Origin of the sequence: Kitasatospora sp. NPDC093550 (assembly GCF_044764985.1) — a bacterium.
Lineage (GTDB): Bacteria > Actinomycetota > Actinomycetes > Streptomycetales > Streptomycetaceae > Kitasatospora.
On the sequence record NZ_JBIWJF010000010.1, the window covers coordinates 24,388 to 50,736 of the forward strand.

Below are 26,349 nucleotides of genomic sequence, written 5' to 3' on the forward strand. Positions count from 1 at the left end.
CTATGACCGGAGTTCGTACAGGTGTCCATCCGGTTTTCGGGCCTGTCGGCGCGGTCCGTCAGCCGAGGTGGCCCCAGAGGAAGCTGAGGGTGCGGCGCCAGGCGATCCGGGCCTGCAGCGGGTCGTAGGTGCCGAGCAGGTTCTCGTCGTTCATGAAGGCGTGGCCGGCCGGGTAGAAGTGGAACTCGGGGCGGACGTCGGTGGCCTCGCCGATCCGGATCGCGGCCTCGTCCACCGCGGCCGCCGGGATCGAGCCGTCCAACTCGCCGAAGTGGCCGAGGACGTGGGCGGTCAGGCCGCGGTAGTCGAAGTCCGGGTCGGGCGGGAGGCCGTAGAACGGCACCACGGCGGCCACCCGGTCGCCGGCCCGGGCGGCCAGCAGCAGGGCGAAGCCGCCGCCCATGCAGAAGCCGACCACCCCGACGGCGTCGCCGACCACGCCGTCCAGCGAGAGCAGGTGGTCGACGGCCCCGGCGAGGTCCTCGACGGCCCGCTCGACGGGGAGTTCGCGCTTGAAGCGGGCCGCCTCGGTGCGGTCGTGGGTGGTGGCGCCGCCGAACAGGTCCGGGGCGAGGACGGTGAAGCCCTCGGCGGCGAAGCGGTCGGCCATGGTGGCGACGTGCGAGGTGAGACCCCACCACTCCTGCACCACCACCAGGCCGGGCCCGGTGCCCTGCGGCGGACGGGCCAGGTACCCGTGCGCGGTACGGCCGTTGCTCGGGAAGGTGACGTTCTGCCGGGAGCCGCCCTGGTCAGGCATGGCTTCCTCTCGGTGGGTCGGGCCGCGTGCGGCGGGGGTACGGTGACGCGGGCGGGGTCAGCCCATCTCCTCCAGGGCACGGCCCTTGGTCTCCTTGATGCAGAAGACCACGAACGGGACGGAGAGCAGGGCGAACGCCGCGTAGATGACGTACGTCGCCGAGAGGTTCCAGTCGGCGAGGTCCGGGAAGCTGACGGTGATCGCCCAGTTGGCGATCCACTGGGCGGAGGCGGCGACGGACAGGGCGAGCGCGCGGATCCGGTTGGGGAACATCTCGCCGAGCAGCACCCAGACGACGACGCCCCAGGAGAACGCGAAGCAGAGCACGAAGACGTGCGCGGCGACCAGGGCGACGGTGGCGTGGGAGTTGTCCAGGGTGGCGGTGTCGCCGGTGCCGTGCCGGTAGGAGAACGCCCAGGCGGCGGTGGACAGCGCGGCCGCCATGCCCACCGATCCGGCCAGGGCGAGCGGCTTGCGGCCGATCCGGTCCACCAGGACCATCGCGATCACCGTGCCGATCACGTTGATGATCGAGGTGGAGAGGCTGATCAGCAGCGAGTTGGACTCGTTGATGCCGACCGACTGCCAGAGCAGGGACGAGTAGTAGAAGATCACGTTGATGCCGACGAACTGCTGGAACACCGAGGCGCCGATGCCGACCCAGACGATCGGCAGCAGACCGAAGCGGCCGCCGAGCAGGTCCTTCGGCCGGGGCTTGTGGGTGGACTCGAGCACCGCGCGGATCTCCGCCACCCGGGCGTCCAGGTCCACGCCCTCGCCCTCGACCTCGACCAGCACCTTGCGGGCCTGCTCCTCGCGGTGGTCGGCGATCAGGAAACGCGGCGACTCCGGGATGGCCAGCGCCATCAGCCCGTACACCAGGGCCGGGATCGCCTCCACGCCGAGCATCCACTGCCAGGCCTGGATGCCGCCGAGGTGGTTGGTGGACTCGCCGCCGGCGGCCTGGTTGAGCGCCCAGTTGGCGAGCTGGGAGACGGTGATGCCGAGCACGATCGCCATCTGCTGGAAGGAGGCGAGCCGGCCGCGGTAGGCGGTCGGCGCGACCTCGGCGATGTAGGTGGGCGCGATCACCGAGGCGATGCCGATCGCGATGCCGCCGATCACCCGCCAGGTGGCGAGGGTCTCGATGTTCGGCGGGAACATCGAGCCGATGCCGCTGGCCGCGAACAGCGCGGCGGCCAGCAGCATCGTGCGCACCCGGCCGAGGTGGTCGGCGAGGCGGCCGGCGATCACCGCGCCGGCCGCCGAGCCCAGCAGGGCGATGGCCACCACGAAGGCGGTGGTGCCGTGGCCCACCGCGAAGTGCTTCTGGATGCCCGTCACCGCGCCGTTGATCACCGCGCTGTCGTAGCCGAACAGGAAGCCGCCCATGGCGGCGGCCGCCGAGATGAACACCACGTGGCCCAGGTGGGCCTCGCCGGACGCCCGTTGGCTGTTGACGGTGGACAAGCGCGCTCCCGGGGGTGGACGGGCCCGCCCTGACGCCGAGTGGGCAGGGCTCGCCTCACATTCGAGCAGGGGCGGGGCCGGCCCGCGCGTGTTCAGGGCCGATCGGGTGACGCGGGGTCAGCCTCCGGCGCCGCGGTGCCGGGCCGCGTGCGGTCGGCCGTCAGGAGGCGTCGGCCGGCCCGGCGCCGCGCCGCCGGTGACGGCGGAGCAACTGGGTACGGGCGGCGGCGTACTGGTCGCGGCCGCGCCCGCGGCCGTCCGCGCGCTCCGCGAGGCGCTCGGCGATCGCGTACTGCGCCTCGGCGGGCTTCTTGTCGTCGTACTTGAACTTGGCCCGCACCTCGTCGACGGTGAGCCGGAGCGCGCGCAGGCCGGGCAGCTGCCGGGCCAACTCGCCCTCGCCGGGCACCACTCGGACCTCCGGCGTCTCGGGCTGGAAGTGCGCCAGCTGGCGGTTGAGGATCTCCGCCTTGCCGGCGGCGGACTCCACCACCTCGGCGGTGCAGTGGAAGTGGACCGAGGCGTAGTAGCTGGTGGGCGTGCCCGGTGCGCCGCGCCAGTGGCCGGGGGCGAAGGCGTAGCCGTCGGTGACCGCGAGGGTGACCTTCGGGTCGGCCCGCACGGCGGCCAGCAGCGGGTTGGGCGCGGCGAGGTGGAGCAGGATCTCGCCGCGCTCCGCGTCCAGCAGGAAGTGCGTCGGGACGAGCACCGGGCCCTCGCCCGGGGCGCCGTTGGCGGCGAGCAGGCCGAAGTCGCGGCCCTCGGCCAGCCAGGTGCGCCACTCGTCCTCGTCGCCGCGGTCCCAGGACCTGATCAGCATGGGGGTTCCTCGTCAGCGGGGGTAGCCGCGCAGGTGCGCGGGAAGCGGGACGGCGGTGCCGGGGTGCGGCACGGGGGCGCCGTGCACGGTGGTGACCGGGATCAGGCCGGACCAGTGCGGCAGGTCGGCGTCCTCGGGGTCGTCGGCGGCGTCGTCCTCACGGGTCTTGGCCGAGACCTCGTCCAGCTCCAGCCGCAGGACGGCGGTGGCGGCGAGTTCCTTGGGGTTGGCCGGGCGCACCTCGGCGGAGCGGCCGGGGATCGCGTGGTCGACCAGGGCGGCCAGTGCGACGTCCAGCTCCTCGGGGTCGGTGACCTGGTACGCCGTGCCGTGGGCGACGACCGAGCGGAAGTTGACCGAGTGGTTGAACGCGGACTTGGTCAGCACCAGCGCGTCGACCTGGGTGACCGTGACGCACACCGGCATGCCCTGCCCGCCGGAGGCGCCGCGCATCGGGCGGCTGCCGGTGGAGCCGTGGACGTAGAGCCGGCTGCCGACCCGGGCGTAGATCGTCGGCAGGACCACCGGGGCGCCGTCGGCGACGAAGCCGAGGTGGCAGATGTACGCGCTGTCGAGGATGGCGTGGATCGCGTCCTGCTCCCAGGTGGCCCGGTCCTTGTAGCGGGTGGGGGTGGTCCTGGGGGTGCGGGAGTAGGTCGGCGACCCTTCCGTGGTGTCTGACATGACATCCTCTATGTACTAGTGCATAATTTGCTTTGTGCTAGGAGACTATCCGCTGAAAGGGCGACGCGCCAGCGAAATCGCGGCCCACATCGAACAGGGCGTGAGCAGCGGACTGCTCGCCCCCGGAACCGCGCTGCCCCCGCTGCGCGACCTCGCCGCCGAACTGGGCGTCAACCCCAACACCGTCGCCGCCGCCTACCGGCTGCTGCGCGACCGGGGCGTGATCGAGACGGCCGGCCGCAAGGGCAGCCGGATCCTCCCCCGGCCCGCGCTCACCCCGCGCGACCAGATCCGCATCCCGGTGCCCCCGCACGCCCGGGACCTCTCCGCCGGCAACCCCGATCCGGCGCTGCTGCCCGACCTCGGCCCGGCCCTCGCGGCCGCCGCCGAGGCCGCCCGGGCCGAGCCGGTGCTGTACGGGCACGCGGCCGTCGACCCGGAACTGCTCGCCCTCGCCCGCGCCTCCTTCGAGGCCGACGGCCTGCCCGGCGGCCCGGTCGTCGTCGCCTCCGGCTCGCTCGACGCCATCGAACGCATCCTCGGCGCCCGGCTGCGCCCCGGCGACGCGGTGGCCGTCGAGGACCCGGGCTGGGGCAGCCTGTTCGACCTGCTGCCCGCGATGGGTCTGAAGCACCTGCCCGTCCGGCTGGACGACGAGGGCCCGTTGCCCGACGCGCTCGCGGCGGCGCTGACCGAGGGCGCCAAGGCCGTCGTGGTCACCAGCCGGGCGCAGAACCCGACCGGCGCGGCCGTCGGCGCGCGCCGGGCCGAGGAGCTGAGGGCCGTCCTGGCCGGGCACCCGGGGGTGCTGCTGATCGAGGACGACCACGGGCACGGCATGGTCGACCAGGCGTACCACCCGCTGGTCGGCGCCGGGTCGCGGCACTGGGCGGTGGTGCGCTCGGCGGCCAAGGCGTACGGGCCGGACCTCCGGGTCTCGGTGGCGGTCGGCGACGCGGAGACCATCGGACGGGTCGCCGGGCGGCTGCGGCTCGGCGCCGGCTGGGTCAGCCACCTGCTGCAGCGCACCGTCGCCGAACTGTGGCGCAGCGACGCGGCGCCGGCCGCGCGGGTGGCCGCCGCCTACCGGGCCCGGCGGGACGCGCTGCTCACCGAACTGGCGGCGCGCGGGATCGAGGCGCACGGGGAGAGCGGGCTGAACGTCTGGGTGCCGGTGCCGGACGAGACCTCGGCGCTGGCGGCACTGGTGCAGCGCGGCTGGGTCGCGGCGCCCGGTGCGCGGTACCGGATCCAGTCGCCGCCCGGGCTGCGGTTCACGGTGGCCCGGATGGAGGCCTCGCAGGCCAGGGAGTTGGCGGAGGACCTGGCGGCGGTGCTCGGGGCGGGGGAGGGCGGCTCCCGGCTGGTGTGAGGTCCGGGGCGGGGCCGGAGGTGGGGATCGGCGGCGGGGACCGGAGGTGAGGACCGGCGGCGGGGACCGGAGGTGAGGACCGGAGGTTGGCTGGACAAGTGTGGCGGGCGTGAACCACGGGCGGCCTCCCGTCATCGTCCGCCGACCTGGTCTGAACCCGGCGGTAACGAATGCGGAAACCTGCTGCAGATACCTAGCGGTAACAAGCGGGGGCATGTCATCTTCATCGCGCCACCGGCCGGCGGCCCACCCTCACCTACGCGTCTTCCCGTCCCCATCACACGGGGAGACCGAGCCGCAGGAGTTCCGCCGTGCCCGAAAACAGTTCGAGCATCACCCGCAGCGCGCCTCCACTCGGACGACGGCTGCTCACCGCAGCCTCCGCCCTCCCGCTCGCCCTCGCGGGCCTCGCCGTCGCCACGCCGGCCTCCGCCGCCCCGGCCGCGACGGCCGCCGTTCCCTCCGGCCCCACCGCCAGCGTCACGCTCGGCGACAGCTACATCTCCGGCGAGGCCGGCCGCTGGAAGGGCAACTCCGCCGGTACCAGCGGCAGTCGCAACGGCAGCGACCGCGCCTGGAACGGCAGTTCGTACGACCCCTCGCGGGTCTACGGCGCCACCGCCTCCAGCGGCTGCGACCGCTCCGACGTCGCCGAGGTGGTCAGCGCCTCGACCGGGGCCCAGAACGAGATCAACCTGGCCTGCTCCGGCGCCGTCACCGACAACGTCTTCCGCGCCTCCAACGGCGGTCAGTCCTTCAAGGGCGAAGCCCCGCAGGCCGACCAACTGGCCACCGTGGCACGGCAGAACAACGTCAAGCTGATCACCCTGTCGATCGGCGGCAACGACCTCGGCTTCTCCGACATCATCGCCGGCTGCGTGAAGGACTACCTGATCTGGTACTCCTACTGCCACGACGACGCGCAGGCCCAGATCGACGGCAAGATGCCCGCCGCGATGGCCGGCGTCGGCAAGGCGATCGACGAGATCCGCGCGGTGATGTCCGACGCCGGCTACGGGCAGTCGGACTACCGCCTGGTGCTGCAGTCCTACCCGTCGCCGATCCCGCGCGGCGCCGAGATGCGGTACCCGGAGAGCGGCTGGACCCGGTCCAACACCGGTGGCTGCCCGTTCTGGGACGGGGACGCCGACTGGGCCCGCGACACGATGGTGCCGCAGATCTCCCAGGCGCTGGCGGGTGTCGCCGCCGCCAAGGGCGCGCAGTTCCTCGACCTGTCGGACATGCTGCAGGGCCGCGAGGTCTGCTCGACGGCCACCAGGCAGCCCACCGCGACCACCGGCCCGTCCGCGACCACCAGCGAGTGGGCGCGCTTCCTGGACGGCGGGCTCAACTCCACCCAGGGCGCGCTGCAGGAGTCGATGCACCCCAACTACTACGGCCAGCAGGCGGTCGGGCGCTGTCTGACGCTGCTCTGGGGCCGGTCGAGCGGCGACTACGCCTGCCACAACACGGCGGGGCAGGACGCGAGCGGGATGTACCTGACCGCGCGGTGATCGCTCCGGTGACCAAGGTGCGGACGGTTTCCGTGAGTTCGCACTGAGTGCGTCATGGGTTCGTACTGAGTTCGTATGTGCACGTGCTTCGGCGCCCCCGCAGCCTGGCTGCGGGGGCGCCGAAGCCGGGGGGCGGAGGTCAGCCCTTGGCGAGCAGGGACTGGGCGTGCGCCCGCACCTGATCCTTCGTCAGATAGGCGTCGGTGTACTCGAAGTCCTGCAGCCGGGCGGGCTGGCGGGCGAGGAAGCCGGTGCGGACGAAGTCGTCCCCGGCGGTCGCGTTGAGCAGCCAGTTGGCGCCCACCCGGAACTTGGCCACATTGGTGCGCATCGCCATCAGGTGGTAGCCGCGGGCGACCAGCTGGGCGGGCACCCCGCGCAGCTCCACGCCGACCGGCTTGGAGACCGCGTCCTTGCCGCCGAGGTCCACCACCAGGCCCAAGTCCTTGTGGTAGTAAGGCTCCAGGGGCTGGTTGCGGAGCGACGCCATCACGTTGTTCGCCACGGCGCGGCCCTGCCGGGCGGAGTGCTGGGCGGTCGGCGGGCAGACCGCGCCGTCCCCCTTGGCGAGGTCCGGCACGGCGGCGGCGTCACCGAGCGCGAACACGCCCTCGAACTGCGGCACCCGCATCTCCGCCGTCACGGCCAGCCGGCCGCGGACCGTCTCGGCGTCCAGGGTGCCGATCAGCGGGCTCGCCGCCACCCCGGCCGTCCAGATCAGCGTGCGGCAGGGGAGCACCCGGCCGTCGGTGAACTTGACCGACTCGGCACCGACTTCGGCCACCGAGACCCCCAGCGACACCTCGATGCCGCGGCCCCGCAGCACCTCCAGGGCGGCCTCGCCGAGCGGGTCGCCGAGCTCCGGCATCAGCTTCGGGGCGATGTCGATCAGGTGCCACTTGATCTGCCGGGCGTCCAGCCGCGGGTAGCGGTGGGCGGCGGCCGTGGTCAGGCGCTGCAGGCAGGCGGCCGTCTCGGTGCCCGCGTAGCCGCCGCCGACCACCACGAACTGCAGCCGGGACTCGCGCTCCCGCTGGTCCAGGGTGGCCGAGGCGAGGTCGAGTTGGGCGATCACGTGGTCTCGGACGTAGGCCGCCTCGGCGAGCGTCTTCATGCCGCGGGCGTAGTCGGTGAGACCGGGGATGTCGAAGGTGCGGGTGACGCTGCCGGGGGCCAGCACCAGGTAGTCGTACCGCTGCGCGACCACCTCGTCGGTGATCTTGCGGACGACGCACACCTTGGACGCCGGGTCCACGCCGATGGCACCGCCGGGGACGATGTGGGTGCGGCGCAGGGAGCGGCGCAGGGAGACGGCGACGGACTGCGGGGTGAGGACGCCGGCGGCGACGTGGGGGAGGAGGGGGAGGTAGAGCTGGTAGCTGAACGGCGTGACCAGCGAGATCTCGGCCTCCGAGGGTGACAGCTTGCGTTCGAGGCGGCGGGCGCACTCCAGGCCGGCGAAGCCACCGCCCACGATCAGGATCCGAGGTCGTTCCATCGCTCATCCCTTTGCCGTGAAGGTCCCCATTACTGTCCGCCACACTCGCACGGAGCAGCGGGGGCTGCCACTGGGGTGGGGCGGATGAGGGAGAGGGGGAGTGGGGGTGGGGTGGGGTGGATGAGGGGGGTGGGGAGTGTGGGGTGGGTGGGGGCAGCTGGGGGCTGCCACTGGGGTGGGGCGGATGAGGGGGGTGGGGTGGGTGGGGGCAGCCGGGGGCTGCCACTGGGGTGGGGCGGATGAGGGAGGAAGGGGAGGAGCGGCACCGATAGGGTGGGGGCGTGCTACCCGAGGTGACGGCGATCCGGTACGTGACGCCACTGCGAGAAGGCGGCTCGATGCCGGGCCTGGTCGAGGCCGATGATCGGCGGCTGTACGCGCTGAAATGGGTCGGTGCGGCGCAGGGGCGCAAGGCGCTGGTCGCGGAGGTGCTGGCCGGGGAGCTGGGCCGGCGGCTCGGGCTGCCGGTGCCGGAGCTGGTGACCGTCGACCTGGACCCGGTGCTCGCGCGCAGCGAGCCGGACCACCAGATCCAGGACCAGATGCGGGCCAGCGGCGGGACCAACCTCGGGATGGCCTTCGTCAGCGGGGCGCTCAACTTCGACCCGCTCTGCTTCGAGGTGGATCCCGAACTCGCCGGCCAGGTGCTCTGGTTCGACGCGCTGATCGGCAACGTCGACCGGTCCTGGCGCAACCCCAACCTGCTGGTGGCGACCGGCGGGCTGCGGCTGATCGACCACGGTGCGAGCCTGATCTTCCACCACAACTGGCCGGGTGCCGCCGCCTGGGTGCGCCGCCCGTACGACGCCTCCGACCACGCGCTGCTGCGCGCCCAGCCGGACCTGGCCGCCGCCGACAAGGCGCTCGCGCCCCTCGCGGAGGCGGCGGTCGAGGCGGCCGTGGCGGAGATCCCCGAGGTCTGGCTGGCGGACGAGTTCGGCTTCGACTCGCCGGACGAGGTGCGCGCCGCGTACCGTGCCCAGCTGACCGAGCGACTGGCCGGTCCGCGTGACTGGCTGCCGGAGGTGCCCGTATGAGCGAGTCGTCGAGGTCCGCGCTGCCGGCCGTGGTCGAGCTGCACGACTACGAGTACGCCGTGATCCGCGCGGTGCCGAGGGTCGAGCGCGGGGAGTGCGTCAACGTCGGGGTGCTGCTGTACTGCCGGCAGAGTTCGCAGCTGGCGGCGCGCACCCACCTGGACCAGGCGCGGCTGCTGGCGCTGGACCCGGTGGTGGACGTGCAGGGGGTGCGGCGGGCGCTGCACGGGATCGAGGCGGTCTGCCTGGGCGGTCCGCAGGCCGGGCCGGCGGCGGGGGACAGCCCCGGGCAGCGGTTCCGCTGGCTGACCGCGCCGCGGAGTGCGATCGTCCAGCCGGGGCCGGTGCACACCGGGCTGACCGCGGACCCGGACGCGGAGCTGCGGCGGCTGTTCGACCAGCTGGTGCTCTGAGTCGAACGGGGAAGCGGCCGGAGCGGCGGCGTGAGGCGGCTCGCGGACGGTTGCCCCGGTCAAAGCTTGAGTTGCTGAAGCACCTGGTCGTACCCTGAGCCCATGGGTTCGACAGCGACGACGACCGTACCGACCAACGCCGAGCTGATGGAGGCGTTGGCCGCCGTCGGCGCCGCGTACTTCCAGGACTTCGCGGCGGCCGCGGCCCGGCACGGGCTCTCCTCCTCGCAGGCCAAGGCGCTGGGCGCGGTGCAGGAGCCGGTGCCGATGCGCGCGCTGGCCGGACGGCTGGGCTGCGACGCGTCGAACGTCACCGGGATCGTGGACCGGCTGGAGTCGCTGGGCCTGGCCAACCGGGAGGCGGCGGCCGGTGACCGCCGGGTGAAGATCGTGGTGATCACGGCCGAGGGCCGGGAGATCCTGAGCCGCATCCGCAGCGAGATGGGCCGCACCCACCAGGCCTTCGAGGCGATGACCGACGAGCAGCGGATCGCCCTGCACTCGATCTGCACGCAGGTGCTGCCGGTGCTGGCGGGCCGCACGGTCGGCGCGCAGTAGCCCGCACGGCCGGCGCGCAGTAGCGCCAAGACTCTACGGGCGTAGCGCGTTGGCGGCTGCAGGCGGCGTGACCTCGGCTGTTAGGCTTGCGAAGCGTGAGCGCGAAGCCCCAGATCCCCAATGTCCTGGCCTCCCGGTACGCCTCGGCGACCCTGGCCCAGCTGTGGTCCCCCGAGCACAAGGTGGTCCTCGAGCGCCACCTGTGGCTCGCCGTCCTGAAGGCCCAGCAGGACCTCGGTGTCGAGGTTCCGGCGGACGCCGTCGCCGACTACGAGCGGGTGATCGACCAGGTCGACCTCGGCTCGATCGCCGCCCGTGAGCGGGTCACCCGCCACGACGTGAAGGCCCGGATCGAGGAGTTCAGCGAGCTCGCCGGCCACGAGCAGATCCACAAGGGCATGACCTCCCGGGATCTGACCGAGAACGTCGAGCAGCTGCAGATCCGCCAGTCGCTGGAGCACGTGCGCGACCGTACGGTGGCCGTGCTGGTCCGCCTGGCCAAGCTGGCCGCCCAGCACTCCGAGCTGGTCATGGCCGGCCGCTCGCACAACGTGGCCGCGCAGGCCACCACCCTGGGCAAGCGCTTCGCCTCGATCGCCGACGAGCTGCTGGTCGCCTTCCGCCGCCTGGAGGAGCTGATCGCCCGCTACCCGCTGCGCGGGATCAAGGGCCCGGTCGGCACCGCCCAGGACATGCTGGACCTGCTCGGTGGCGACACCGAGAAGCTGGCCGAGCTGGAGCGCCGGGTCGCCGGGCACCTCGGTTTCGACCACGTGCTGACCAGCGTCGGCCAGGTCTACCCGCGCTCGCTGGACTTCGAGGTGCTCACCGCCCTCGTCCAGCTGGCCGCCGCGCCGTCCAGCCTGGCCAAGACCATCCGCCTGATGGCCGGCCACGAGCTGGTCACGGAGGGCTTCAAGGAGGGCCAGGTCGGCTCCTCCGCGATGCCGCACAAGATGAACACCCGCTCCTGCGAGCGCGTCAACGGCCTGGCCGTCATCCTGCGGGGCTACGCCTCGATGACCGGCGAGCTGGCCGGCGACCAGTGGAACGAGGGCGACGTCTCCTGCTCGGTGGTGCGCCGGGTCGCGCTGCCGGACGCCTTCTTCGCCTTCGACGGCCTGCTGGAGACCTTCCTGACCGTCCTCGACGAGTTCGGTGCCTTCCCCGCCGTGGTCGAGGCCGAGCTGGACCGGTACCTGCCGTTCCTCGCCACCACCAAGGTGCTGATGGGCGCGGTGCGCGCGGGCGTCGGCCGGGAGACCGGGCACGAGGTCATCAAGGAGCACGCCGTCGCCTCCGCGCTGGCGATGCGCGCGGGCGCCCGGGAGAACGAGCTGCTGGACCGCCTGGCCGCCGACGAGCGGATCCCGCTGGACCGGGCCGCCCTGGACGCGCTGCTGGCCGACCGGCTCTCCTTCACCGGTGCGGCCGGCGCCCAGGTCGCCGAGGTGGTCCGCCAGGTGGAGGCCGTCGCGGCCGCCTACCCGGAGGCCGCCAAGTACGCGCCGGGCGACATCCTCTGAGAGGTCGGTCTCCCCTGCGGCGTCCGTGAGGTGACGTCGCGTCAGTTGTCGGGCGAGGGCCCCGCCGCCGAACCGGTGGCGGGGCCCTCGCGCGTCTGGACGTGGCCCGGGTCGTACGGCGGGGTGGTGGTGCCGCAGGGCCAGTCGCAGTTCGGCTCGGCGACCGGCTGCTCCTCGGGCGCCAGCACGTTGCCCCGGACGGTGGCGAAGGCGATCAGCCCCCCGCCCGCCAGCAGCCCCGCACAGATCAGCATCGCGGTGTGGAAGGCGGAGTCGACGGCGGACGGCACCCGGTAGTCGTCGCCGCTCAGTCCGGCCAGCGCCGGGAGCGCCGCCACCGCGAGCAGGCCGGCCGCGCGGGCGGCGGCGTTGTTGACCCCGCTGGCGATGCCCGCGTGCCGGACCTCGACGGCGGCCAGCACGGTGGCCGTCAGCGGCGCGACCAGCAGGGTCATCCCGCAGCCCATCACCGTGACGGCGGGCAGCACGTCCGTCCAGTAGGAGGAGCCCGGGCCGGTGCGGAGCATCAGCAGCACCCCGACCGCGCACACCATCGGGCCCACGGTGAGCGGGATCCGCGGGCCGATCCGCTTGCCGAGGCGTCCGGCCCGCGCCGACAGCAGCAGCATCAGGATGGTGATCGGCACCAGCGCGAAGCCGGAGACCAGCGGCGAGAAGCCGGCGACGATCTGCAGCTGCACCACCAGCAGGAAGAACACGCCGCTGAACGCCGCGTACACGCAGAGGGTGACCAGGTTCACGGCGGTGAACAGCCGGGAGGAGAACAGGCCGAGCGGCAGCATCGGTTCGGGCGCCCGGCGTTCGACGGTGACGAAGGCGACCCCGAGCAGCACGCCGATCACCCCGCTGACCCAGACCGCGGGGGACACGCCCTCGCCGGCCGCGGTCAGCGCGTAGGTGATCGCGCCGAGGGCGAGGGCGGCGAGCGCCGCGCCGAGCACGTCGAAGCGGCCGGTGGCGCTCTCGTCCCGGCTCTCCGGTACGGACCGGGTGGTGACCGCGATCACGGCCGCGGCGAGCGGCAGGTTCAGCAGGAAGATCCAGCGCCAGCCGGGGCCGTCCACCAGCCAGCCGCCGAGGAAGGGGCCGACCGCGGCCGACACCCCACCGAGGCCGGACCACAGCCCGACCGCGGCCGAGCGGTCGTCAGGGTGGAACACCGCCTGGAGCATGGCGAGCGAGCCGGGGGTGAGCAGTGCCCCGCCGATGCCCTGGACGGCGCGGGCGGCGATCAGCACCTGGATGTTCGGCGCGGCGGCGCAGGCGGCCGAGGCGACGGCGAACCAGACCACGCCGATCAGGAAGACCCGGCGCCGCCCGTACCGGTCGCCGAGCGCGCCGCCGAGCAGGATCAGGCCCGCCAGGGTGAGCAGATAGGCGTTCAGCGTCCATTGCAGGGACGCCAGGGAGGCGCCCAGGTCGGCGCCGATCCGGGGCAGGGCGACGTTCACCACGGTGCCGTCGAGCATCGCCATGCTGGAGCCGAGCACGGTTGCCAGGAGTACCCAGCGACCCTGCGCGCTGCCCAGGCGCAGGGTGCCGGCTTCGGAGGTGGCCACGGCCCGATCCTGCGTCCTGCGGGGCGCACGTGACAAGGGTCACCGGAGGGCGTGTTGGTGCTGAGCGGTCCGTGCCCGGACGGTCGCACGGTGTCGCCGACGTCGGCGCAGGGTCGTGGATCAGTGGCGCGGGGTGAATGGATTGTGTACACACCGTGCAGCGGACCATTCGGAGGGTCACCGTCCGCCGGGGGGTCGTTGCCGATTCAAGAGATCGACATTGCTTCACCCGAACGGATGGGTTTTAGTTCAGCGACCGCCCGGCCAGTCCGGACGGATCCACCGGGTGGAACGCCGAGTCCTGCCGCTGCCCGGAGGTTCGAACTGAACTCTGTACGGCAGGAGCGGGGGACCCACAGGTAAGTCGCCGGACCGGAGTTCGCGCCTCAAGGCGCGGGCGTCCAGGGCCGGCTCGGGGTGAAGCCGCGCATGCGGCCGGGCAACTCCAGCCCGAACCCGACAGCTCACCTCGCAGGCGTCGGAGAGGAAACTTCCATGCCTGCTCAGGCTCGTCGTATCGCCCTGCCCCGCGCCGCCCGCATCGGCATCGCCACCGCCGTCACCGGCGTTTCCTTCGCCCTTCCGCTCGTCACCGCGATGAGCGCCCAGGCCCACACCGCCCCGGTCGCCCCGGTCGCCCCGGTCGCCGCCTCCAGCGCTGCCGCCGCCGCGGACTCCGCCGCCGAGGCCAAGCCGGCCGCTGCGGCCAAGGCCGCCGAGAGCTACCGCGTCGTCAGCGGCGACACCCTGTCCAAGATCGCCGACGCCAAGAACGTCGAGGGCGGCTGGCACGCGCTGTACGAGCAGAACCGCTCGGTCGTCGGTGCCAACCCGAACCTGATCTTCCCGGGTCAGCAGCTCGCGCTCACCGGCCACGCCGCCGCCCCGGCCGCTCCGGCCACCCAGGCCCCCGCCCCCAAGCCGCAGGCGAAGGTCCAGGTCAAGACCGAGGCCGCCAAGCCGTCCGCCCCGGTGCAGACCCAGGTTCAGACCGCCGCTCCGGCCCCGGCCGTGACCGCCGCTCCGGTCGCCGCGACCTCCGGCTACGTCGCGCCGCTGGCCAACCCGAAGCTCGGCACCGCCTACGGCGTGGCCGGCTCGATGTGGGCCTCCGGCCACCACACCGGCCAGGACTTCGTCGCCTCCACCGGCACCCCGCTGCGCGCCGTCGCCAACGGTGTCGTGGTCAAGGCCGGCAACGGCGGCGCCTACGGCAACGAGGTCGAGATCAAGCTCGCCGACGGCCACTACGCCGAGTACGCGCACCTCTCCGTGATCGGCGTGTCGATCGGTCAGACCGTGACCGTCGGCCAGCAGATCGGCCTCTCCGGCGCCACCGGCAACGTGACCGGCCCGCACCTGCACTTCGAGATCCGCACCGGTTCGGAGTACGGCTCGGACATCGACCCGGTCGCCTACCTGCGCGCGCACGGCGTCGCGCTCTGACCCTGCCGGGGTTTCAGAACCACCGCTGCTGCGGAGCGAATCGATCCTCCGGGATGGTCATGTCGGGTGACCGCTCGACCGGGTGATCGCCGCACAGTGGACATGGGCGCGGGACACGCCCAGGCCGGCCCGGCTCGTGGGACCAACCTCCCTCGCGAGCCGGGCCGGCCGCTGCCGTTTCCGGGGTGCCGGGCCCTCGGGGCCTTCGGGTGCGGGCGTCAACTTCGCTCGGTCGGTGGCCGGTTGTCGGATGGTCGGCTCGTTGCGCGGGGCGGTCGCGGCCTCCGCTGCTGTCGCGGGACAGCGCCCGTCCGGGCGGGAGCGTCGGGGCAGACGAGGGGGCCGGATGGCCGTCCGGGGGTGGTGTGGCGATCGGCGAGCGGTCCGCGGGAGTCGGATCGCACTGGAGGACGCGGTCGAGCGGTGCGTCCGCGGGGGCGGGAAGGGGGCGCGGTTGGTCCGGGCGGTTCAGTTGTGGTGGGCCGGGAGGCCGTACCGGGCGGCGGACAGCAGCTCGTGCATCCGCCGGCCGAAGTCCTCGGTGTCGCGGGCCGGTTCGGGGAAGACCAGGCGGACGTCGCGGTGGCCGTCCGGGTGGTCCAGGCGCAGCACCAGGCCGTGGCGGTCCAGGGCGAGCGGGCGGACGTCGGGGTTGCGGGCTAGCAGGGCCGGGTCGAGCAGCCGGGTGAGGGCGTCGAGCGCGTCGGGGTGCTCGTCGGCGACGTGGGTGAGCATCGCGGCCTCGTGGCGGGCCATCGGGTCGGGGGCGGCGAGGGCGAGCTCGGCGGCGGTGACCGCGCCGGTGCCGTACGGGGTGGCGAGGACGGCGTGGGCGACGTCCACGTGCAGGTGGACGCTGAGGCCGTCGTCGGCGAGGTGGGCCAAGCGCAGCCGGCCGGCCAGGGTGAGGCGGGCGCGGACGCGGTCGCGGACGGCGACGGGGGAGACGTCGGTGACGTCGAGGACGACGGCGAGGCCCTCGGCGGCGCGGGCGAGGGCCGTGGTGAGCGGCGCGTCCAGCGGGGCGCGCATCCGCAGGCGGGAGCGGTGGACGGAGACCGGGGTGTCCAGGTCGTGCCGCTCGCCCAGGGCGCGGACGGTGAGCGAGGAGGTCGTGCTGAGCAGGCTGAGGATCCGTTCGGCGGTGGTGGGCTCGGGGACCTCGGTGTCGCCGGTGGGCAGGCTCATGGACGGACCTCCAGTTGGTTAGGTGAGCCTAACCTAACGTTGGCGGTGGGGTGTGGCAAGCAGGGGTGGGGCCGGCAGGGGCGTGGCCGGCAAGGGGGCGGCGGGCGGGCGTGTGGCGGGCGGGGATGCGCGGCGGGAGCCCGGGTGTGCCGAGGGCCCGGACGCGGGTTCATCGAGGGGAGGCGTCCGGGCCCTGGAGGGTGGGGCGGCGTCAGGCGATGACGGCCTGGGCGTCGATCTCGACCAGCATCGGCTCCTGCGGGAGCTCGACGAAGACGGTGGTGCGGCAGGGCTTCACGCCGCCGGGCTCGATGTTCTCCTCGATGAACTCCGCGTAGACCTCGTTCATCAGCGGGAAGTCGGCGCGCTTGGTGAGGTAGACGCGGAACATCACCACGTCCTCGATGGTCGCTCCGCCGGCCTCGACGACGGCCTTGACGTTCTCCAGGGTGCGCCGGGTCTGCGCCCTCACGTCGCCGTGGTGGAGGTACTCGCCGGTCGCCGGGTCCTGCGGGCCCTGGCCGGAGACCTGGAGGATCGGGCCCTTGCGGACGCCCTGGGAGAACACCCAGGCGGGGGCGGGGGCCCCGTCGGTGCGGATCTCGGTCTTCCCGGCGGTCGGGGCGTGCTCGGCGGACATGGATCTCCTTGGGGTGTGACGGATCGTCAGGTGTGGTCGGGGCGGCCGCAGTCGGCCGAGACGGCGCGAGCGGTGGCGAGCAACTGCGGGAGGAGGTCCAGCACCTCTTCGTACGGGAGGACGACGTCCGGGACGGAGATGGACGCGGCGGCGACGACCCGTCCGCTGGCGTCCCGGATCGGCGCGGCCACGCAGTTGATGAAGGCCTCGTGCTCGGCGTGGTCCTGCGCCCAGCCCTGGGCGGCGACCTTCTCCAGCTCGGCGAGCAGGGCCTCGGGGGTGGTGAGGGTGCGCTCGGTGTGCCGGACGAAGTCGATCCCGGCCACCACCCGGCGGCGCTCGGGCAGCGGCAGGTCGGCCAGCAGCACCTTGGAGACGGCGGCGCTGTGCAGCGCGGCACGCAGGCCGATCCGGGAGTACATGCGGACCGGGTGGCGGGAGTCGAACTTGTCGATGTAGACCACCTCGCCGCCCTCGTACGCGGCCAGGTGCACGGTCTGGCCGGTGGCGGCGTTCAGCTCGGCCAGGTGCGGGCCGGCGATCCGGCGGACGCCGCGCTGCTCCAGGGCCAGGCCGGAGAGCGCGAAGAGGCCGGCGCCGAGGTGGTAGCGGTAGGCCGCGTCGCGGTAGACGAACCGCTCCTCTTCGAGGCTCTGGAGCAGCCGGAGCACGGTCGTCTTGTGGACGCCGAGCACCTCGGCGAGCTGGTCGAGGGAACGTTCGCCCTCGCCGAGCTCGGCGAGGATGCGCAGGGCGCGGGTGACGGTCTGGCTCATCGTGCTCCGCTCCGGGGACTGGGGTCCGTGCTGATGGTGTTCGGGCGGCCGGGCCGGCCCGGGGCGGCGGGCGCCGCGCGGCCGGTGGGCAGGGCCGGGCCGGTGATGCCGTCGGCGGTGATCCGGGTGGCGGCCCAGTCGTCGGGGGAGGCGTCGAGCAGCGCCGACACCACGGCGGCGGGCGGCAGTTCGGCCTGGTCGCCGTGGGAGGTCAGTGCGCAGGCGGCGCTCAGGTGGCCGAGCCGCAGCCGACGGCGCTGGTCCAGGCCGCGGACGGTGCCGGCCAGGTAGCCGGCGGCGAAGGCGTCCCCCGCGCCCGTGGCCTCGACCACCTCCACGGCGAGGGCCGGTTCGGTGACCGCCGTGCCGTCCCGCTCCACGGCGGTGACGTACCGGTCCGCGTCCTTGACCACCAGGGTGGCGGGGGACGGGAAGCGGCGGCGCAGGGCGGCCGGGTGGCCGGTGCCGAAGGCGGCCTGCGCCTCGTCGGCGCCGAGCAGCAGCAGGTCGGCGGCGTCCAGCAGGGGCGGCAGTACGGCCGGATCGCGGTCCCGCCACAGCGAGGGGCGCCAGTTGAGGTCGAAGCTGACGGAGCGGCCCGGACGGTGGTCGGCGAGCAGGGCGCGCAGCAGGGCGAGGCAGTCGTCGGAGAGCGCGGCGGTGATGCCGGACAGGTGCAGCAGGCGGGCGCCGGCCAGCAGGGCGGCGGCAGCCGGGTCGGCGAGCAGGGCGGGGGAGAGCGCGGCGGCCGCGGAGCCGCGCCGGTGGTAGTGCAGCCGGCTGCGGCCGGGGCCGAGGTCGTGGTCGTGGCCGGTGGTGCCACCGACCTCCTTGAGGTAGAGGCCGGTCGGGCGGTGCGGGTCGACCCTGACGGCCGAGACGTCCACGCCGCGCGCCGCGACCTCGGCGAGCAGCCGGCGGCCGAAGCCGTCGTCGCCGACCCGGCTGATCCAGGCGGTCGGCACACCGAGCGCGGCCAGCGTACCGGCCACGTTGGACTCGGCGCCGCCGACGGAGAGCCGGAAGTGCTCCACCGACTCCAGCGGGCCCGGGCGGTCCGGGAGCAGCACGGCCATCGACTCGCCCACGCACACGGCTGCGGGGGGTGGGCCCGGGCGGAGCGGGCCCTGGGTGTCCTGTCGCGGCATGGGCGGGGCTCCTCGTCTGCGGCCGGGCCGTCGAGTGCGGGGGCCGGTCGGTCGAGCGTGCGTCGGTTCCGGGCGGTCCGGCCTGGGGCCGGGGCGGGGCCGGGTCGGGGCCGGGGCGGGTCGGGGTTCGGTGGGTCCGGGGCGGTGTTCGGTGGGTCCGGGTCGGGGCTCGCCGGGTCCGTTCGGTGTGAGCCGGTTCCGTTGACCGTGATCCGGCGCCGATGCTAGAACCGTGCTGCCAGCATGTGCAACCCTCGTTGCGCATGTTGCAACACGGTGGATGGAGGAAGACGGTGGAGCAGACCTTCGCGAGCGGTGGCACCGGGCCGGGCATCGCCCGCGGCGCGGTGGCGGCCCTGGCCGACGAACCGCTGGACTGGCGGTTCAAGGCCGCGCCGCCGGAGTCATGGGGCCGCACCGTACGGCAGTGGCTGGCCGACGGTCCGACCCTCTCCTCGCTCGGCACCCCGCTGCTCACCCTGGACGGTGCCGCGGTCGAGCACAACGTCCGCACCATGGCCGACTGGTGCGCCAAGGCGGGTGTCGCGCTCGCCCCGCACGGCAAGACCACCATGGCGCCCGCCCTCTGGCAGGCCCAGCTCGACGCCGGAAGCCACGGCATCACCCTCGCCAACCTGCCCCAGGTGCGGGTCGCCCGGGCCTTCGGGGTGCAGCGGATCCTGCTCGCCAACACCCTGCTCGACCCGGCCGGACTCGCCTGGCTCGCCGGCGAGTTGGCCGCGGACCCGTCCTTCGCCTTCCTCTCCTGGGTCGACTCCGCCGAGAGCGTGCGGCTGATGGACGAGGCGCTGCGCGCCGCCGGAGCCGCGCGGCCGGTCGAGGTGCTGGTCGAACTCGGTGGCCCGCGCGGGCGGACCGGCGCCCGCGGAGTGGACGCCGCCGTCGAGGTCGCGGCCGCCGTGCTGCGCGCCCCCACCCTGCGGCTCGCGGGCGTCGGCGGGTACGAGGGCGCGCTCGCGCACGACGCCACGGCCGGCGGACTGGCCACCGTCCGCGAGTACCTCCGGGCGCTGGCCCGGCTGCACGGCCGGCTCGCGAGCGCCTACCCGGACGACGCGCCGCCGGTGGTCACGGCCGGTGGCAGCGCCTACTTCGACCTGGTGGTCGAGGAGTTGACGGACCTGCCGGACGCCCTGGTGGTGCTGCGCTCGGGTGCGTACATCGCCCACGACGACGGCTTCTACCGGGGCATCTCACCGCTCGCCCGGGCCGGCGGCGAGGCGCCGTTCCGTGGTGCGCTGCACGGCTGGGCCCGGGTGATCTCCCGGCCCGAGCCGCAGCTCGCGCTGCTGGACGCCGGGAAGCGCGACCTGCCCTTCGACGAGGGCCTGCCCGAGCCGCAACGGGTGCGCGGAGGTGCGGAGTTGACCGGTACGGCGGCCCGGATCACCGCGCTCAACGACCAGCACGCCTTCCTGCGGGACGCGGGCGACCTGGCGCCGATCGGCGCGGTGCTGCGGTTGGGGGTGTCGCACCCGTGCACGGCCTTCGACAAGTGGACGGCGATCCCGGTGCTGGACTCGGCGGACGCGGCCGAACCGAAGGTCACCGGGCTCGTCAGGACCTTCTTCTGATGGCTGGGGCAGGTGCGGGCGGGGCGGGTGCGGGCGTTCCGGGCGGAGGCGCGGTCGGGGCGGGTGCGGGCGCTCCGGGCGGAGGTGCGGGCGGGACGGGTGCGACGGTCTTCCGGGGCGCCACCGTCGTGGACGGCACCGGCGCCGAGCGCTACCGGGCGGACGTGCGGATCGCCGGCGGCCTGATCACCGAGATCGGCGACCGCCTCACCGCCCCCGAGGCGGTCGACGCCGACGGGCTGGTCCTGGCCCCCGGCTTCATCGACATGCACGCCCACTCCGACCTCGCCCTGCTGCTCGAACCCGACCACCCGGCCAAGGTCACCCAGGGCGTCACCTGTGAGGTCCTCGGCCAGGACGGTCTGTCCTACGCCCCGGTGGACGACACCACCCTGCCCGAGCTGCGCCGCCAACTCGCGGGCTGGAACGGCGATCCGGCCGACCTCGACTGGGACTGGCGCGACGCCGCCGGCTACCTGGACCGGATCGACCGCACCGGAGTCGCCGTCAACGCCTGCTACCTCGTGCCGCACGGCACGCTCCGTGCGCTCGTCCTGGGCTGGGCCGACCGCCCGCCCACCCCGGCCGAACTCGACCGGATGCGGCAGGTGTTGGCGCGGAACCTGCTGGACGGCGCGGTCGGCATGTCCAGCGGACTCAGCTACACCCCCGGGACGTACGCGGACACCGCCGAACTGGTCGAGCTGTGCACCGTGGTCGCGGCCTACGGGGGCTTCCACGCTCCGCACCAGCGCTCCTACGGGGAAGGGGCGTTGGAGGGCTACGCGGAGATGGTGGAGATCTCCCGGCGGAGCGGCTGCGGGCTGCACCTGACCCACGCCACGATGAACTTCGGGGTCAACCGGGGCCGGGCCGGCGAGTTGCTGAACCTGCTCGACCGGGCGCTCGCGGACGGCGTGGACCTCACCCTGGACAGCTACCCCTACCTGCCCGGCTCCACCACCCTGGCTGCTCTGCTGCCGAGTTGGGCCACCGAGGGCGGGCCGACGGCGACGCTGGCCAGGCTCGCCGACCCGGCGCAGTGCGCCCGGATCCGGTACGAGATGGAGGAGAAGGGCAGCGACGGCTGCCACGGCGTGGTCACCGACTGGGCGACGGTCCAGATCTCCGGCGTGCGGTCGGCCGGACTGGCACCCGCCGTCGGCCGGACCGTCGCCGAACTCGCCCTCGAGGAGCGGCGGACCGGCACGGAGGTCTTCCTGGACCTACTGCGCCGGGACGAGTTGGGCACCACGATCCTCCAGCACGTCGGGCACGAGGAGAACGTCCGGGCGATCATGCGCCACCGGGCGCACACCGTCGGCAGCGACGGGCTGCTGGTCGGCGCCCGGCCGCACCCGCGCGCCTGGGGCACCTTCGCGCGCTACCTCGGCCACTACAGCCGGGAGTTGGGTGTGCTGACGCTGGAGGAGACCGTCGCCCGGATGACCGGACGGCCCGCCGCCCGGCTGGGCCTGCACCGGCGCGGCCGGATCGCCCCCGGCCACCACGCCGACCTGGTGCTGTTCGATCCCGAGCGGATCCGGGACAGCGCCACCTTCGAGGACCCCCGGCGGCCGGCCGAGGGCATCGAGGACGTGTACGTCAACGGCGTCGCCGTCCTCCGGCGGGGCCACACCACCGGCGCCCGGCCCGGACGCGCGCTGCGCCGCACCGACCGGGGAACCCGGGCCGTCGACCGGGGAATCCGCCCCGCCGACCGCGGGGTCCGGGCCGTCGGCCGAGGAGTCCGCGCCGTATGAACTCCCTCCCCGCCCTGCGGCGCGACCGGGTGATCGCGGTGGTCCGTGCGCCGCGGATCCCGGACGCCCCGGCGCTGTGCGCCGCGCTCGCCGCCGGTGGCATCCGCTGGACCGAATTCACGTACACCACACCTGATGTGACGAAGCATCTGCGAAGTGCGGCGCAAGCCGGGTACCGGGTCGGCGTCGGCACCGTGCTGACCGCGGACCAGGCCGAGCGCGGGGTCGCGGTCGGGGCGTCCTTCCTGGTCACGCCCGGCTGCCGGCCCGAGGTCGCGCAGGCCGCGCAGGCCGCCGGGGTGCCGGTGGTGCTCGGTGCGCTCACCCCGACCGAGGTGGCCCATGCCGTCGACCTCGGCGCCGCCGCCGTCAAGATCTTCCCGTCCCGGGCGTTCGGCCCCGGCTACTTCAAGGACCTGCGCGGCCCGTACCCCGACGTCCCGCTGGTGGCCTCGGGCGGGGTGAACGCGGGCAACGCCGCCGAGTTCCTGGAGCAGGGCGCGCTCGCGGTCTGCGCGGGCACCGACGTGGTGCCGCCGGAGGCGGTCGCGGCGGGGGACTGGGCGGAGATCACCCGGCGGGCCAGGGTGTTCACGGCGGCCTGCGGGAGCGCGTGAGGCCGGGACGCACGGAGCACGGCCGGGGCGCACGGAGCGCGGCCGGGTCGAGCGGCACGCGGCCGGACCGAGCGGCCCGTCCGGGGAGAAGCGGTGAGGGGGGCGAGGCGGGGGCTGTCGGGACGGCCGGGATTGGACGAGAATCGGTGGCACCCGGCTCGGCCCCGGCCGAGTCCGGCCCGGCTCAGCCCCGCCCGGTGCACCCCGGGCCCCGGACCCGGCAGGAGGACCCGCCCATGACCTCGACCCGCCCCGGCCCCGACTGGCTCGCCGACGCCGTCCTCTACCAGATCTACCCGCAGACCTTCGCCGACTCCGACGGCGACGGCATCGGAGACTTCGCCGGCATCACCGACCACCTCGACCACCTCGCCTGGCTCGGCGTCGACACGGTGTGGCTCAACCCCTGCTTCGCCTCGCCGTTCCGCGACGCCGGCTACGACATCACCGACTACCTCACCCCCGCCCCGCGCTACGGCAGCACCGAGGACCTGGTCGCGCTGGTCGAGGCCGCCCGCGGCAAGGGCATCCGGATCCTGCTGGACCTGGTCGCCGGGCACACCTCGGACCGCCACCCGTGGTTCCTGGCCGCCGCCGAGGACCCGGCCGACCACCGCTACATCTGGTCCGACCGGCGGGTGGACGGCTTCGTGGCCTCGCCCGGCAGCCGCCCCGGCTGGTACCGGCCGAACTTCTTCGACTGTCAGCCCGCACTCAACTTCGGCTACGCGCGCAGCCGTTCGGACGAGCCCTGGCGCCAGCCGGTGGACGCCGAGGGCCCGCGCGCCAACCGGGCGGCGCTGCGCGGGATCATGGCGCACTGGCTCGGCCTCGGCGTGTCCGGCTTCCGGGTGGACATGGCCTACTCGCTGGTCAAGGACGACCCGGGCAAGGTCGAGACGGCCAAGCTCTGGACCGAGCTGCGCGACTGGCTGGACCGCACCCATCCCCAGGCGGCGCTGCTCGCCGAGTGGGGGGATCCCTCCGCCGCCGTCGCGGCCGGCTTCCACGCGGACTTCTTCCTGCACTTCGGCGGCGCGGACCAGGGCCTCCCGCTGCGCTCCCTCTGGAACAACAACGGCGGTACGGTCGAGGAGTTCTGGCACCAGGAGGCGTGCTACTTCGAGGCCGAGGGCCGGGGCACCCCGCAGTACTTCCTGGACGCCTGGCGCTCGGCCGCCGAACTCACCGAGGGCAGCGGGCACATCGTGCTGCCGACCGCGAACCACGACTTCTCCCGGCTGGCCGCGGGCCCGCGCACCGCCGAGCAACTCGCCCCCGCCTTCGCCTTCCTGCTCACCTGGCCCACCCTCCCGGCCGTCTACTACGGCGACGAGATCGGCATGCGCTACCTGCCCGGCCTGCCCGACACCGAGGGCAGCGCGCTCGGCCCGCGCTTCAACCGGGCCGGTTCGCGCACGCCGATGCAGTGGGCTCCCGGCGCCACGGCCGGGTTCTCCAGCGCGCCGCCCGAGCGGCTGTACCTGCCGGTGGACCCGGACCCGCACCGCCCGGACGTGCTCTCCCAGCGGGCGGACCCGACCTCGCTGCTGCACGCCGTGCGCCGGCTGATCGCGCTGCGCCGGGCCCACCCGGGGCTGGGCTCCGGGGGCGGGGTGGAGGTCCGGAACGCCGGGTACCCGCTGGTGTACACCCGGGCCGGGCGGTACCTGGTGGCGGTCAACCCGCGCCGTGAGCCGGGCGCCGTGAGCCTGTCCGGCTTGCCGGAGCAGGTGCGGCCGGAGCGGGCGCGGCCGCTGGAGGTGCGGCCGCTGGAGGTGCAGGGCGTGCGGGTGGCGGACGGGGAGCTGCGGGCGGACGGGTTCTCGTACGGGGTGTTCGAGCTGGTCTGAACGCGGACGGGGAGGCCGGTCGGTCAGGGCCGGCTTCCCCGCGCCCGCAGGATGGTTGTAAGCTACATACGTAAACGGTTGCATTTACCATCCATATTGGTTGTATTTGCCATCTTTACGAAGCGGATGAGACACCACCGGAGGACGGTACGAACGCCATGAGCACACCCCAGAACCCCGCCGCGGCGCCCACGCCGGGGCACTCGCTCAAGCACCTCGCCGTCCACCTGATCACCCCGCTGCTGATGTGCCTCGGCATGGCGCTCGCCTACCAGGGCGCCTTCCACCAGCCGGAGCCGCGCCACCTCGAGGTCGCCGTGGTCGGCACCACGCCGCAGGCGCACGGACTGGCGCAGGCGATCCGGCAGAAGGCCGGGGACGCGCTCGACGTCCGCATCCTCGACGACCGCGCCGCCGCCGAACGGCAGCTGCGCGACCGCGACCTGGTCGGCGCCTTCGTGCCGGACGCCCGGAGTCCCGAGCTGATCGTCGCCAAGGGGAACTCGGACACCTCGGTGGTCGCCGCCACGGCGGTGTTCACCAACGTCACCGACCAGCAGGGCGTCCCGCTGCGCGTCACCGACCTGACCACTCCGGCCGAGGGCGATCCGACCGGCCAGGGCCTGTTCTTCCTGCTGGTCGCATTGAGCATCGGCTCGTACGCGAGCGTCGCGGTCATCGGCGCCGCCGGAGCCGCGCTGAGCATGAGGCTCCGGGTGCTGGTCGGGGCGGCGGTCTCGCTGGCGGTCAGCCTGATCGGGATCGTCACCGCCGGGCCGGTGTTCCACGTCGTCGACCACGACCTCACCGCGGTCTGGGCGCTCGGCTGGCTCTACTCGGCGGGCATCCTGCTGATCGGCATCGGCCTGCACAGCTTCCTGAAGAAGTGGACCACGCTGACGATGATGGTCCTGTTCGTGATGCTCAACTTCACCTCCTCCGGCGGCATCTACCGCCCCGAGCTGCAGAACGGCTTCTTCGGCGCCCTGCACGGGTTCTGGACCGGCGCCGGCTTCCTGGAGGGAGCGCGCAGCCTGCTCTACTTCGACGGCGGCGCGGGCCTCGGCGGGCACGTCGTGACCCTGCTGGTCTGGCTGCTGCTCGGCGGGGCGGCCGTCCTGGCCGCGACGGTGTACGAGGGCCGCGGGCGCCGCCCGGTGGAGACGCCGGCGGAGGCCGAGGAGGAGATGGAGGAGGCGGTCGCGGTCTGACCGCCCCCACGGGAAGACTCCGCCCGGTGCCGCGGGCATCGGCACCGGGCGGGGATCGGCGGCCCGCGCCCGGCCCTGGACAAGCCGGACGCGGGCCGGAACGCGAGCCGGAACGCGGCCGCCTCAGTCGGTGCGCTCGGCGCGGGTGGGCGGCTCGGTGAAGCAGCAGTCCCCGCAGAGCCCGGCGCCCGGCCCGAGCCGGTAGTAGAGACAGCAGCTGTTCCGTCGGAACGCGGTGCCGCGAGGGCCGATGCGCAGTGTGCCGGCCCCCGCCAGCGGCGGACGGTCCAGCAGCTCCGCGACCAACGCCCGTGCGCGGCCCGGTGCGTGGGCGTCCAGCACCCGGAGCGTGCCGGCCAGCGCGGAGGCGGCGTTGCCGAGCAGCAGGCGCGGGGAGAGCGGGGCGGCGGCCCGGACGGCGGCCGCCAGCGGCTCCAAGCGGCCCACCAGGACGGCCGCGTGGAGCTGGTCGGCGAGCGGCACGGAGGAGAGGTTGGCCGGCTCCGGAGGCGTCCACAGGTCGAGCGGGCCCTGGTCCGGGATCCGCGCCCAGGCGTGTTCCAGCGTGGGGACCGTCCCCAGCAGGACGGCCGAGCCGAGGCCCACCGACCAGAAGCGGGCGGCCAGCCCCAGGTGCAGGATCGAGGCGGCGACCCGGGGTTCGGCGGTGCCGAGCCGCCGGGCCACCACGCGCAGGCGGGCGGCCAGCGGCGCGTCCGGGCCGGTGGCGTACAGCTCGGGCAACGGGCGGAAGCCCTCGGGCGGGGTGCCGCCGGGGCCGGTGTCCAGCGCGAAGTACGGTCCGACGGCGGCGAGTCGGCCGTAGTCGGGCGGCTGCGGCTCGTCGGCTGCGGCCACGCCCGTGGCTCCGTCCGTGTCC

Annotated in this window: 23 protein-coding genes and 1 riboswitch; of the genes, 12 read left to right on the plus strand and 11 right to left on the minus strand. The window is 74.1% G+C overall.

All coding sequences use genetic code 11. From position 1 onward, the window contains the following. Nucleotides 1-58 precede the first annotated feature (58 nt). The 4 genes from ACIRD3_RS17800 to ACIRD3_RS17815 all read right to left on the minus strand — a co-directional run bounded on the left by ACIRD3_RS17800 (nucleotide 59) and on the right by ACIRD3_RS17815 (nucleotide 3,734). Nucleotides 59-760: a dienelactone hydrolase family protein gene (locus ACIRD3_RS17800; RefSeq protein WP_402217128.1), complete on the minus strand. Its 702-nt coding sequence runs from the start codon at nucleotides 758-760 to the stop codon at nucleotides 59-61. 57 nt (nucleotides 761-817) lie between these two features. Then, complete coding sequence (locus tag ACIRD3_RS17805) at nucleotides 818-2,230, minus strand: sugar porter family MFS transporter (RefSeq protein ID WP_402217131.1); 1,413 nt, start codon at nucleotides 2,228-2,230, stop codon at nucleotides 818-820. 160 nt (nucleotides 2,231-2,390) lie between these two features. Further along, a complete protein-coding gene (locus tag ACIRD3_RS17810) occupies nucleotides 2,391-3,050 on the minus strand; it encodes an FMN-binding negative transcriptional regulator (protein WP_402217134.1) in 660 nt (219 codons plus the stop codon). A 12-nt stretch (nucleotides 3,051-3,062) separates the two neighbouring features. After that, complete coding sequence (locus ACIRD3_RS17815; protein ID WP_402217137.1) at nucleotides 3,063-3,734, minus strand: pyridoxamine 5'-phosphate oxidase family protein; 672 nt, start codon at nucleotides 3,732-3,734, stop codon at nucleotides 3,063-3,065. A gap of 34 nt (nucleotides 3,735-3,768) precedes the next feature. Between ACIRD3_RS17815 and ACIRD3_RS17820 the strand changes: the two genes are divergently transcribed. Next, nucleotides 3,769-5,106, plus strand: a complete 1,338-nt coding sequence (locus ACIRD3_RS17820; RefSeq protein ID WP_402217140.1) for an aminotransferase class I/II-fold pyridoxal phosphate-dependent enzyme — start codon at nucleotides 3,769-3,771, stop codon at nucleotides 5,104-5,106. 311 nt (nucleotides 5,107-5,417) lie between these two features. Further along, nucleotides 5,418-6,620, plus strand: coding sequence for a GDSL-type esterase/lipase family protein (locus ACIRD3_RS17825; protein WP_402217143.1), 1,203 nt, complete (start codon nucleotides 5,418-5,420; stop codon nucleotides 6,618-6,620). Between the two features lie 139 nt (nucleotides 6,621-6,759). On the opposite strand, the gene ACIRD3_RS17830 is transcribed toward ACIRD3_RS17825, so the two are convergent. Continuing rightward, nucleotides 6,760-8,118 carry an NAD(P)/FAD-dependent oxidoreductase gene (locus ACIRD3_RS17830; protein WP_402217146.1) on the minus strand — a complete coding sequence of 453 codons (1,359 nt, stop codon included), beginning with the start codon at nucleotides 8,116-8,118 and terminating at the stop codon, nucleotides 6,760-6,762. A 281-nt stretch (nucleotides 8,119-8,399) separates the two neighbouring features. On the opposite strand from ACIRD3_RS17830, the gene ACIRD3_RS17835 reads away from it, so the two are divergent. From ACIRD3_RS17835 to purB, 4 genes are all read left to right on the plus strand, one after another. Next, nucleotides 8,400-9,155, plus strand: coding sequence for a HipA family kinase (locus ACIRD3_RS17835; protein ID WP_402217148.1), 756 nt, complete (start codon nucleotides 8,400-8,402; stop codon nucleotides 9,153-9,155). Beyond that, nucleotides 9,152-9,568, plus strand: a complete 417-nt coding sequence (locus ACIRD3_RS17840; RefSeq protein ID WP_402217150.1) for a DUF3037 domain-containing protein — start codon at nucleotides 9,152-9,154, stop codon at nucleotides 9,566-9,568. Before ACIRD3_RS17835 ends, ACIRD3_RS17840 begins: the two co-directional genes overlap by 4 nt. A 102-nt stretch (nucleotides 9,569-9,670) precedes the next feature. Continuing rightward, complete coding sequence (locus ACIRD3_RS17845; RefSeq protein WP_402217153.1) at nucleotides 9,671-10,126, plus strand: MarR family winged helix-turn-helix transcriptional regulator; 456 nt, start codon at nucleotides 9,671-9,673, stop codon at nucleotides 10,124-10,126. Nucleotides 10,127-10,221: 95 nt separating this feature from the next. Further along, nucleotides 10,222-11,652, plus strand: a complete 1,431-nt coding sequence (gene purB, locus ACIRD3_RS17850; RefSeq protein WP_402217156.1) for an adenylosuccinate lyase — start codon at nucleotides 10,222-10,224, stop codon at nucleotides 11,650-11,652. Nucleotides 11,653-11,693: 41 nt separating this feature from the next. On the opposite strand, the gene ACIRD3_RS17855 is transcribed toward purB, so the two are convergent. Next, nucleotides 11,694-13,148 carry an MFS transporter gene (locus ACIRD3_RS17855; protein ID WP_402217706.1) on the minus strand — a complete coding sequence of 485 codons (1,455 nt, stop codon included), beginning with the start codon at nucleotides 13,146-13,148 and terminating at the stop codon, nucleotides 11,694-11,696. A 396-nt stretch (nucleotides 13,149-13,544) separates the two neighbouring features. Then, a riboswitch (cyclic di-AMP (ydaO/yuaA leader) is annotated at nucleotides 13,545-13,725 on the plus strand. Nucleotides 13,726-13,727: 2 nt separating this feature from the next. Here ACIRD3_RS17855 and ACIRD3_RS17860 point away from each other — a divergent pair. Beyond that, a complete protein-coding gene (locus ACIRD3_RS17860; RefSeq protein ID WP_402217159.1) occupies nucleotides 13,728-14,678 on the plus strand; it encodes a peptidoglycan DD-metalloendopeptidase family protein in 951 nt (316 codons plus the stop codon). Nucleotides 14,679-15,146: 468 nt separating this feature from the next. Here the strand turns inward: ACIRD3_RS17860 and ACIRD3_RS17865 are convergent, their stop codons facing one another. The 4 genes from ACIRD3_RS17865 to ACIRD3_RS17880 form a co-directional block, all read right to left on the minus strand. Then, entirely contained in the window at nucleotides 15,147-15,866 is a 720-nt protein-coding gene (locus ACIRD3_RS17865; RefSeq protein ID WP_402217161.1) for a DUF2470 domain-containing protein, read from the minus strand. Nucleotides 15,867-16,077: 211 nt separating this feature from the next. Beyond that, entirely contained in the window at nucleotides 16,078-16,506 is a 429-nt protein-coding gene (locus tag ACIRD3_RS17870; RefSeq protein ID WP_402217162.1) for a RidA family protein, read from the minus strand. A gap of 26 nt (nucleotides 16,507-16,532) precedes the next feature. Next, a complete protein-coding gene (locus ACIRD3_RS17875) occupies nucleotides 16,533-17,282 on the minus strand; it encodes an IclR family transcriptional regulator (protein ID WP_402217164.1) in 750 nt (249 codons plus the stop codon). Then, on the minus strand, nucleotides 17,279-18,430 hold the full coding sequence (locus tag ACIRD3_RS17880) for a sugar kinase (RefSeq protein ID WP_402217167.1): 1,152 nt from the start codon (nucleotides 18,428-18,430) through the stop codon (nucleotides 17,279-17,281). The genes ACIRD3_RS17875 and ACIRD3_RS17880 overlap by 4 nt, the downstream gene beginning before the upstream one ends. 293 nt (nucleotides 18,431-18,723) lie before the next feature. On the opposite strand from ACIRD3_RS17880, the gene ACIRD3_RS17885 reads away from it, so the two are divergent. From ACIRD3_RS17885 to ACIRD3_RS17905, 5 genes are all read left to right on the plus strand, one after another. Further along, nucleotides 18,724-20,025, plus strand: coding sequence for an amino acid deaminase (locus ACIRD3_RS17885; protein ID WP_402217170.1), 1,302 nt, complete (start codon nucleotides 18,724-18,726; stop codon nucleotides 20,023-20,025). Then, the gene (locus ACIRD3_RS17890; RefSeq protein ID WP_402217172.1) at nucleotides 20,025-21,788 is read left to right on the plus strand and encodes an amidohydrolase family protein; all 1,764 of its coding nucleotides are present in this window, start codon (nucleotides 20,025-20,027) and stop codon (nucleotides 21,786-21,788) included. The genes ACIRD3_RS17885 and ACIRD3_RS17890 overlap by 1 nt, the downstream gene beginning before the upstream one ends. Next, on the plus strand, nucleotides 21,785-22,405 hold the full coding sequence (locus ACIRD3_RS17895; RefSeq protein WP_402217175.1) for a bifunctional 4-hydroxy-2-oxoglutarate aldolase/2-dehydro-3-deoxy-phosphogluconate aldolase: 621 nt from the start codon (nucleotides 21,785-21,787) through the stop codon (nucleotides 22,403-22,405). The genes ACIRD3_RS17890 and ACIRD3_RS17895 overlap by 4 nt, the downstream gene beginning before the upstream one ends. 236 nt (nucleotides 22,406-22,641) lie before the next feature. Further along, the gene (locus ACIRD3_RS17900; protein WP_402217177.1) at nucleotides 22,642-24,258 is read left to right on the plus strand and encodes an alpha-amylase family glycosyl hydrolase; all 1,617 of its coding nucleotides are present in this window, start codon (nucleotides 22,642-22,644) and stop codon (nucleotides 24,256-24,258) included. Between the two features lie 158 nt (nucleotides 24,259-24,416). Continuing rightward, entirely contained in the window at nucleotides 24,417-25,469 is a 1,053-nt protein-coding gene (locus ACIRD3_RS17905) for a hypothetical protein (protein WP_402217180.1), read from the plus strand. 123 nt (nucleotides 25,470-25,592) lie between these two features. Here ACIRD3_RS17905 and ACIRD3_RS17910 read toward each other — a convergent pair whose 3' ends face one another. Next, on the minus strand, nucleotides 25,593-26,327 hold the full coding sequence (locus tag ACIRD3_RS17910; protein WP_402217182.1) for a (2Fe-2S)-binding protein: 735 nt from the start codon (nucleotides 26,325-26,327) through the stop codon (nucleotides 25,593-25,595). Nucleotides 26,328-26,349 lie beyond the last annotated feature (22 nt).